The 8,831-nt window shown below is 64.9% G+C and carries 8 protein-coding genes and 1 tRNA gene; 6 read left to right on the forward strand and 3 right to left on the reverse strand.

What is annotated here, in order from left to right; genetic code table 11:
* Positions 1–37: 37 nt before the first annotated feature.
* A complete protein-coding gene (locus OCH239_RS18140; RefSeq protein ID WP_037265879.1) occupies positions 38–1,021 on the forward strand; it encodes a DMT family transporter in 984 nt (327 codons plus the stop codon).
* Between the two features lie 92 nt (positions 1,022–1,113).
* Positions 1,114–1,190 (forward strand) — tRNA-Pro (locus OCH239_RS18145).
* A 54-nt stretch (positions 1,191–1,244) separates the two neighbouring features.
* On the opposite strand, the gene OCH239_RS18150 is transcribed toward OCH239_RS18145, so the two are convergent.
* Genes OCH239_RS18150 through OCH239_RS18160 form a run of 3 tightly spaced genes read right to left on the reverse strand, consistent with a single transcriptional unit; the run spans position 1,245 to position 4,343 of the window.
* Positions 1,245–2,300 carry an ABC transporter substrate-binding protein gene (locus OCH239_RS18150; protein WP_037265881.1) on the reverse strand — a complete coding sequence of 352 codons (1,056 nt, stop codon included), beginning with the start codon at positions 2,298–2,300 and terminating at the stop codon, positions 1,245–1,247.
* Positions 2,297–3,673, reverse strand: coding sequence for a sensor histidine kinase (locus OCH239_RS18155; RefSeq protein WP_244430398.1), 1,377 nt, complete (start codon positions 3,671–3,673; stop codon positions 2,297–2,299). The genes OCH239_RS18150 and OCH239_RS18155 overlap by 4 nt, the downstream gene beginning before the upstream one ends.
* Positions 3,666–4,343 carry a response regulator transcription factor gene (locus OCH239_RS18160; RefSeq protein ID WP_037265884.1) on the reverse strand — a complete coding sequence of 226 codons (678 nt, stop codon included), beginning with the start codon at positions 4,341–4,343 and terminating at the stop codon, positions 3,666–3,668. Before OCH239_RS18160 ends, OCH239_RS18155 begins: the two co-directional genes overlap by 8 nt.
* Positions 4,344–4,489: 146 nt before the next feature.
* Between OCH239_RS18160 and OCH239_RS18165 the strand changes: the two genes are divergently transcribed.
* From OCH239_RS18165 to OCH239_RS18180, 4 genes are all read left to right on the forward strand, one after another.
* Positions 4,490–5,482, forward strand: coding sequence for a Bug family tripartite tricarboxylate transporter substrate binding protein (locus OCH239_RS18165; RefSeq protein WP_037265886.1), 993 nt, complete (start codon positions 4,490–4,492; stop codon positions 5,480–5,482).
* A 96-nt stretch (positions 5,483–5,578) separates the two neighbouring features.
* Positions 5,579–6,013 carry a tripartite tricarboxylate transporter TctB family protein gene (locus OCH239_RS18170; protein ID WP_341871953.1) on the forward strand — a complete coding sequence of 145 codons (435 nt, stop codon included), beginning with the start codon at positions 5,579–5,581 and terminating at the stop codon, positions 6,011–6,013.
* A gap of 11 nt (positions 6,014–6,024) precedes the next feature.
* Positions 6,025–7,566, forward strand: a complete 1,542-nt coding sequence (locus tag OCH239_RS18175) for a tripartite tricarboxylate transporter permease (RefSeq protein ID WP_037265888.1) — start codon at positions 6,025–6,027, stop codon at positions 7,564–7,566.
* Between the two features lie 401 nt (positions 7,567–7,967).
* Positions 7,968–8,576 (forward strand): hypothetical protein, encoded by a 609-nt coding sequence (locus OCH239_RS18180; protein WP_157577951.1) that lies wholly within the window; start codon positions 7,968–7,970, stop codon positions 8,574–8,576.
* Positions 8,577–8,831 lie beyond the last annotated feature (255 nt).

An 8,831-nucleotide genomic window follows, 5' to 3' on the forward strand; every position in this document is an offset into this window, starting at 1 on the left:
ACAGCTTGAGTGACGGACGCAAGCGGCAGGAACGACCATGGCCCCAAACGCAAAGGCCGCGCTGATCGCGCTTCTCGGCTTCGGTCTCTTCGCGGGCCACGACGCACTCGTGAAGGTCCTCGGGGCCGAGTACAGCTCCTTCCAGATCGTCTTCATCAACGTGCTCTTCGGATTTCCGCTGGTGACGCTCACGCTGATCCGCGATCGGGCGCCCGGACACCTGCGACCCATTCATCCGTGGTGGATCACCTTGCGGACCTGCGCCGCGATCGTGACGGCGATGTGCGCCTTCTATGCCTTCTCCGAAATCCAGCTGGCGCAGGTCTACGCGGTGCTCTTCGCCGCCCCGCTCCTCATCACCGTCCTGTCGATCCCGATCCTCGGGGAGGTGGTGCGGGCACGGCGCTGGGCAGCGGTGATCGTCGGCCTGCTCGGCGTGATCGTGGTGCTGCAGCCGGGAACCACGGAGCTCTCGTTCGGTCATCTCGCCGCGCTGGGCGCCGCGGTCGGGAGCGCGCTCGCCTCGGTGATCTCGCGCAAGATCGGGCAGGACGAGCGCAGCGTCGTGCTGGTGCTCTATCCGATGTTGGCGAATTTCGCGATCCTCGGGGCCATCCAGCCCCTCGTCTACAAGCCCATGCCGTTGGGCGACCTCGCCATCAACGCCGCGCTCGCGGCGTTCGGCTTCGCGGCGGCGATGCTCATGGTGCGCGCCTATCGCGAGGGCGAGGCTGTCGTCGTCGCACCCATGCAGTACTCGCAGATCCTGTGGGCGACAGCGCTCGGCATCCTCTTCTTCGACGAGGTGCCCGATCTGCCGACGCTGGCCGGAGCCGGCATCGTGATCGCGAGCGGTGTCTACATCGTGCTCCGCGAAAGCCGCGGAAGCACCTCGGAGCAGCGCCCGGTACTCCAGACGCGATCGAGATTCGACACCGCGACATGGCCGCGGATCAGCGCAGTCATGCGCATGACCAAGCCGCCTCTGCCCGGCGCGCCGGTCCGGCGGAAGCAGCGCTGAACGCCTAGTGTTCAGCGCGGTTCGGATCCGGATCCGGCTGTCGAAATGCCCTTGTCAAAGCTTCGACCCTCCGATATCCGACGCGCCACGGTCGGAGTGTAGCTCAGCCTGGTAGAGCACCGTCTTCGGGAGGCGGGGGTCGTAGGTTCGAATCCTGCCACTCCGACCAATTTCTTCAAACGCTTGCGTGTCTTGTAGGACAGTAGGTCGGACTCCTCCTGGATCAGTCCTCGGGGAACGCGTTCAGCCAAACCTCTTTGAAGAGGAGGCGCTTGTGCCGGTCCGAGGCGACGAGAAGTTTCGGTGACAGCTCGATGGAGCGAAGCTGGGACGCACCGAAGCCTTCGGGCACCGCGCCCTTCTCGAGCAACGCGTCCAGATCCGTGTTAAGGTTCGCTTGACGAAGACTGTCCTGGCCAGAGGGCGGAAGAAGGTAGTCCACCAGCTGCGCGGCCAGCGCGCGGTTCCGCGCCCCACGTGGCAAGACCGCGCCCCTCGACAGCATGAGAGTATAATCCGACGGCGCCACGATCCCGAGGTGAGGGTTCCGTTTGGCGAGCCCGAACGCATACGAGCCGAGGATGTTGTATGCGATAAGGTATTTGCCGCTCGATACGGCGTCCATGATCTCGGCCGAGCAACATGTCGCGACCGCGTTCGTCCGGCCGAATGCCTCGAGCAGTCCGCCAAACGTCGTGGCCTCGAGTGAGTCCGCATAGGCGAAAAGGAAGCCGAGACCGGACGCCTCGATGTCGTAAGTGGCGATACGTCCCGAATACCGCTCCGGCGCGTTCCGCAAGGTATCGAGGAGGTCGAACCGCGAACGTGGCACCTCTTCAGGCGGCACGAGGTCCCGGTTATAGACGATGACGGCAGGTTCGCGCGTGATGCCCCAGAGCTCGTCTCGCCAAGAGAGGTCAGATGGCAGCATGGCAGTCACTTCGGAGACATAGGATGCCGCGCAGGCCCTGTTCACGAACTCCACGAGCTGGTGAACCGCCGAGCTTATCACGAGATCCGCACCGGGCGAGCCGGCCTCGCACTCCTCGATGCTGCGGCGGTAGAGGGAGTTCGACAGCCATTGTTCGTAGAGGATCGCCGTATCAGGCCGTGTTTCCAGAAAGCTCTCGAGCACGGGCCTCAGGACTTCGAGGTCCGTCGTGCTGCGCACGCGCAATTCCCGGGCGGCATCCGCAGGACCGATCCTGTCGGTCAACTCCTGTGCCTTGGCTCCCGTGCCCCCGATCAGGGCGACGAGCAGGATCACCATGCGGATCATGCCGATGCCTCGGCCGGAAGGACGAGCCTTATCTCGAAACCGGTGTCCCCGTGCGCCGGGACAAGCCTTCCGTCATGATTTGCAGCGACCGCATGTGCGATGGCGAGGCCGAGACCACCTGCGCCTGCGGACGCGCCGTTGGAGAAACGGTTGCCCATCCGCGTCAGCACCGTCTCGCCGGGTCCCTTGCCGGCGTCCCGGAACCAGAGGTGCGCCTCGCCGCCGGCCCCGGAGACGCCGAATGAAATGGGCGGCTCACCGTGTCGAATTCCGTTCCCGAGGAGGTTCTTGCCCGCCTCGGTGAGGGACAGCCTGTCCGCATTGACCCACAGCTCACTCTCCGGAATGTCGAGAGAGACCGAATGCCCGTTCATCGCGATCTCGAGTTCGCTCGCCTCGTAGATCTCGAGGGCGATGTCGCGCAGGTCGAGTCGCTCCTTCCGGGCGGAATCGCCCCGGTGAATGACGAGCCCTTGGCTCAAGAGTTGTTCAAGAAGGCGGCTCAGCGCCACGGTTCGGTCCCGCGCCCGGTTCAGCAGCGCGCGTTGCTGGTCTGGATCGGTCTCGTCGGTGACTGCGTCGAGCTGGACGCGGATCGCTGCCAGCGGGGTGCGCAGCTGGTGCGCGGTATCGGCGATGAGGTCCCGGTTCGCGTCGAGTTGGCGCTGCAGCCGCGCGATGAAGCTGTTCAGCGCATCCCGGAGCGCGGCGACTTCCCGCGGGGCGGGTTCGGACATGGGACTGAGGTCGGTCGGCGTCCGGCGGGCCAGCGCGTTGCCGATGCGGCCGAGTGGGCGAAGCGTCGACAGGACCGCGAGCCACGCAAACACCGCGATCACGACGCCGGCCGCACCGAGAACGACAACGGCGTTCTGTGCGATGTCGAATGCGAGGTCCCGCCGCGCGTGCAATGTGTGGCCCACTATGACCTCGACGGGGCCGGTAAATCCCCGCTCGGCGAAACGGCGCGTGACCGAGACGTAGCGCGCGGGCTCTCCCTCGAAGGTCGCGCCGTAGAAGCCGGGCGAGCCGATGTTCCGGGCTCTCGGCGTCGCGGGACTGCCTGTCAGCGTGTCGCCGTCGAGGCCGACAACCCGGTAGTCGATCCGGTCCCTCGGGGCGAGCGCGAGCAGTTCGAACGCGGAGACCGGCATGTCGACCACCGGAACACCTTCGCGGATGGTGATCGACTCGGCGATATCGTTCGCGGCACCGACGAGAAGGCGATCGAACGCTTCTCGGGCGGCGTGGCGACCATAGGCGAGAGCGGCTATCATGACGACAACGCCGCCGATGGCGACCACCGAGCCGATCGCGAGCGCGATACGCGCCTGCAGCGACAGGGTCGTGCGCGGTGACGTCCTGTCAGTCACGCCGGGCGCTTTCGATCGAATACCCGAGGTTCCGATGTGTGAGGATTTTCACATCCGAGCCCCCGAGCTTCTTGCGGATCCGGGCGACGTAGAGCTCGATTGCGTTCAGGCCGACATCGGCATCATCGAATGTGAACAGGCCATCAAACAGCTTTTCCTTGGAGATAATGCGGCCGGTATTGCGCAGAAGGATGTTGAGCAAGGTCAGCTCCCGGCGTGTCATGGATACGAGTTTGCCGTTGAGGCGCACGGTCTGGGCAGACGGATTTAGGGAGATGTCGCCTACCACGATTTCGGGGGCCGGATCGTCGTTGGCCCGGCGGGCCAGGGCGCGGACGCGCGCACTGAGTTCGCGCAGGTCGAAGGGTTTCACCAGGTAATCGTCCGCGCCGTCATCGAGCGATCCGATCCGCGTCTCGACCGAGAAGTTTGCGGACAACATGAGGACGGGCGTCGGATCCCGCCGCTGGCGCATGGTGCGCAACAAGTCGCGCCCGTCGCCGTCCGCAAGCTGGATGTCGAGAATGACGAGTTCGAAGCTTTGCACCTGAAGGCACGTTTCGGCTTCGGCGGTCGTGTCGACCACATCGCAAGCAAAGCCTTCACGCGAAAAGTGAGCCGCAATCGTGGCTGCGACATCGCTGGCGTCTTCCACCAAGAGCACGCGCATACCGATCCTCCCCCGGTTCGACATCATAGGAGCGGGACCGGCCGGTGAAAAGATGAGCGGTTCGATGACAGCTTGACGACAGGCTTCGCCGTTAGGGTCCGCCGACGCCGGAGACCAGAGCCCGGCGTCCAGTGGAGGAGACTGACATGATCAAGACAACCCTCGTGGGCGGCGCCATCGCGGCCGCCCTTGCCTCAGCGGTGCCGCTTGCAGCGTCCGCGCAGGAATTCACCCCCGATCAGCCCGAATGCATCGCGCCGGCGGCAGCCGGCGGCGGCTGGGACTTCACCTGCCGCCAGGTCGCGCGCATCCTGCGTGAGACCGAATTGATCGACGGATCGATGCGAGTGCAGAACCTCTCGGGCGGCGGCGGCGGTGTCGCCTACGCGGAGGTGGTCAACAAGCGCAACGATGAGAACGACCTGATCGTCGCTGCTTCGACCGCGACGGCGACCCGCCTTGCGCAAGGCGCTTTCCCGGGCAACACGATGGACGAAGTCCGCTGGCTCGGAACGATCGGCGCCGATTACGGCGTGATCGGTGTGCGACCCGATTCCGAGATCGAGGATCTGCCGCAGCTCATGAGCGCGCTGCAGAACAATCCCCGCGACATTTCCATTGGTGGCGGCTCGGCGTCAGGCGGCTGGGATCATCTCAAGGTTCTGATCGCCGCGCAGGAGGCTGGCATCGAGGATCTGCGCGCCATCAAGTATGTGGCTTTCGCAGGCGGCGGCGAGGCGATCAGCCAGCTTTTGGCCGGGTCTCTTCAGGCCTATTCGGGCGATCTGTCGGAGGCGATGGGCTTTGTCGAATCCGGAGACCTGCGTGTTCTCGCAGTGCTTGCTCCCGAGCGGCTCGAAGGCGATTTCTCCGAATTCCCGACCGCGGCCGAGCAGGGGCTGGATGTCGTGGGCGCCAACTGGCGCGGGTTCTATGGCCCGGGAGAGATGAGTGAGGAGGCCTACGACTGGTGGGTCAGCCAGCTCGACACGATGTATGCGAGCGAGGAGTGGAAGGCTGTGATGGAGCAGAATGGCCTCGCCGACCTCGATCTGCATGGCGAGGAGTTCAACGAATTCGTCGCCGAGTCCGTGAGCGACATCGAAGAAATCTCTCGCGAGATCGGTCTCGTCCAGTAAGCGAACGCCCGTTTCGGCACCCCGCCCCGCCTGAGCAAGGCCGCGGGCGGGGTGCTCGCCGGGCCCATCCCGAAACATACATGCCGGAGGCTTATCATGATGAGTGATCGCGTTCTCGGCGGCGTCGGCCTCGCCCTCGCCGTGTTCTACGCCTGGGCGGCGACGATCATCCCCGAACCGTTCTCGTCCGACGCGATCGGACCGGACGGATTTCCGATGATCATTGCAGCCATCCTCGGTGTCTCGTCCATCTACTTCGTGCTGAAACCTGACCCCGAGCCGCAATGGCCGTCGCTCAATCGTCTGGCCGAGATCGGGTTCGCCCTGCTCGTCATGTTCGCCTATGCGCAGGTCCTGCCCGTCCTTGGTTTCGTCTTCGCGACCGTGATCATCACCGCCTACCTGACCTGGCGCCTCGGCGCCCGTCCGCTGACGGCGATCTTCAACGGCGTCGGCACATCGGTCGGCCTTTTCGTCCTGTTCGAGCTCATCTTCGGATTGTCGCTTGCCGACGGTCCGCTCGGCTTCTGAAGGGAACCCTCATGGACACGTTCGTTTCCCTCTACGAAGGCTTCGCCGTCGCTCTGACCTGGCAGAACCTTCTGCTCGCATTGCTGGGCTGCTTTCTCGGTACGATGATGGGCGCGCTGCCCGGACTCGGTCCCGCAAACGGCGTCGCAATCCTCATCCCGCTCGCCTTCACCTTCGGTCTCAGCGCGATTGCCGCCCTGATCCTGCTGACCTCGGTCTATTACGGGGCGATGTATGGCGGGCGGATCTCCTCGATCCTGCTCAACATCCCCGGCGACGAGCCGGCGATGATGACCTGCCTCGACGGCTATCCCATGGCGCAGGCGGGACGCGCCGGCGAGGCGCTCGCGCTCTCGGGCGTTGCCTCCTTCGTCGGCGCGTTCTTCGCTACCTGGGGCCTCGTCTTCCTTGCACCGCTCCTCGTGCAGATCGCGCTCCTGTTCGGTCCGGGCGAATACTTCGTGCTCTACACCTTGGCTTTCGCAACGCTCGGCGGCATCGCCGCGACGAACCAGGCGAAGTCCGCATTCGCGGCCGCGCTTGGCATCGGCATCGCGATGATCGGGGTGGACACGCAGACCGGCGTGCAGCGCTTCACCTTCGGAGAGGTGCATCTCTACGACGGCATCGATTTCCTGATCGCCATCGTCGGCCTCTTCGCCCTGTCGGAGGTCTTCGTGTTCCTCGAACATCGCGGCGGCCGCGAAGAGGGCAAGGACGAGGCCAAGATGAAGATCGGCCGCGTGACGCCGTCCTGGAAAGTCCTGCGCTACTGCACGCCGGCGATGATCCGGTCGACGGTCCTGGGGTTCCTGGCCGGTGTTCTGCCCGGGGCCGGCGCCTCGCTCGGCTCCTTCCTCGCCTACTCGGTGGAGAAGCAAGTCTCCGACCCGCGGTCCGAGACCTTCGGCAAGGGCGATCCGCGCGGGGTCGCGGCGCCCGAAGCCGGCAACAACGCCGCCTCCGGCGGCGCGCTGGTGCCGATGCTGGCGCTTGGCGTTCCCGGCTCGGGGACCACGGCAGTGCTGCTCGCGGTGTTGCTGACGCTGAACATCCAGCCGGGACCGCTCCTCTTCCAGAACAATCCCGACGTCGTCTGGGGCCTGATCGCGGCGCTCTTCATCGCCAACTTCATGTTGCTGGCGCTGAACATTCCGATGGTGGGGATCTTCACCCGGGTCCTGCTGGTGCCGACGCATATCCTGATGCCCATCGTGGCGATGATCGCCTTCATCGGGATCTACTCGATCACCGGGTCGACCTTCGAGCTGACGATGATGGTCCTGTTCGGGGCTCTGGGCTGGGTGCTACGCAAACTCGACGTGCCGCTCGTGCCAATCATCCTCGGCATCCTTCTCGGCAACGAGATGGAGGTGAACTTGCGTCGTGCGATGACGATCTCGAACGGGGAGTGGACAACGCTCTTCGACAGCTGGCTCGCAATCGTCCTCTGGACCATTGCCATCGTCGGGTTCGTGCTTCCGATCTTCCTCGGCAAGCGCGTGAAGAAGAGGATGAAGGAGGCCGAGGAAGAAGGCCCCCTCAGCGATTGACGACCGGTCCGGCCCCCGAGTACGGGCCGGACGCCACCATCTCCGCGAGACGCGACGCCCCTCCTTACGGCATCAAGCGTCTCGCGTCCCCGTCTCCCCAGAAGAACTATGTGCCCCGAGACCCGGCGTGATCGACGCTCGGCTTCGCACGGACACTGGCCTGCGTGGCGGCCGGCGGCACGAGGCCGCGGTCTTCGCGGTGCTTGCTTTTCCCGCACCGTTTCGGCGGTGGTTCGCCGGAGGCATGACCGGAAAGCCTCGCTTATGCTTGTCTGAAGAGACGCAGCGAGCTTTGTCGTGGTATGATCGATTCCATCCGGCTACGGGCGGACAACAAAGGCAGATCGTCCCCAGGACGGCGCGAGCAAGTTGAGGCATGCCCCTCCCGAAAGGCGGGCATATTGAGCAAGAGCAGTGACATGGAGCAGGATGTCGAGATTGTCGGCGTGACCGGCCTTTCCCGGGGTGCGCCGGAGCTTGGGGGCGTCACCGGGATCAGCGAATTCGAGGAACTCCGCTATACCGGACGCGAATGGGGGTTCGAGCGGCTCCATCAGGGCGAAGTGCGCCTTCTGAGCCGGGATGACGTGATCGAGATCATGGCGTTCAACGGCATCCGCAACGGGCAGGAAAGCTGGAGCCTCATGCGCATACGCGCGGGTAAGGGAAGTCGCCTGACGGGCCCGCTCTCGTGGAGGCGCGTCCCCAATGCCGATCAGTGGTCTCCCGCGCCGGTGGCGGGAGCGATCTTCACCAGCTGGATCAAGGTCGCGGCAGCGACCTTCACGATGCTGATGGCCAGCTATGCGATCTTCGTCTGGGCCATCGAGGGGTTCCTGTCGGGCGGCCTTGTGACGACCGCCTCCAGCGCGACCGGGTCGGTGCTCGTGATCGTGGCGGCCCTCTTCTATCTGGTTCGTGCGTGGCGGAAGATGGCGCTGGTGCGCAAGCTCGCCCGGATTCAGGCAGACGGTTCGATGTTCGTTGTGGGGCAACCGGAAGGTTTCTGAGCGCTGCCCCGTTGCCGGGCATCAGCCGGCGCTACCAGATGCGCGAGGCGCGCGCCGGCCGGGCTAATCCACCGGGATTCGCCCGGCCCGGACCTTGTGGGACCCGCGCGCAGAAGGCTTCACTGCCCGACCTCTGGGTATCGTGCCGGTACGTTTCATGGATCCGTCATGGAAACCTGACATTCGCAGGATCGCATTGCCGGGCGATTGCCCCGGCAGCGGATTTGGAGACATACACATGAAGCGTATTATGCT

The sequence above is a fragment of the Roseivivax halodurans JCM 10272 genome, from assembly GCF_000521785.1.
Classification (GTDB): domain Bacteria; phylum Pseudomonadota; class Alphaproteobacteria; order Rhodobacterales; family Rhodobacteraceae; genus Roseivivax; species Roseivivax halodurans.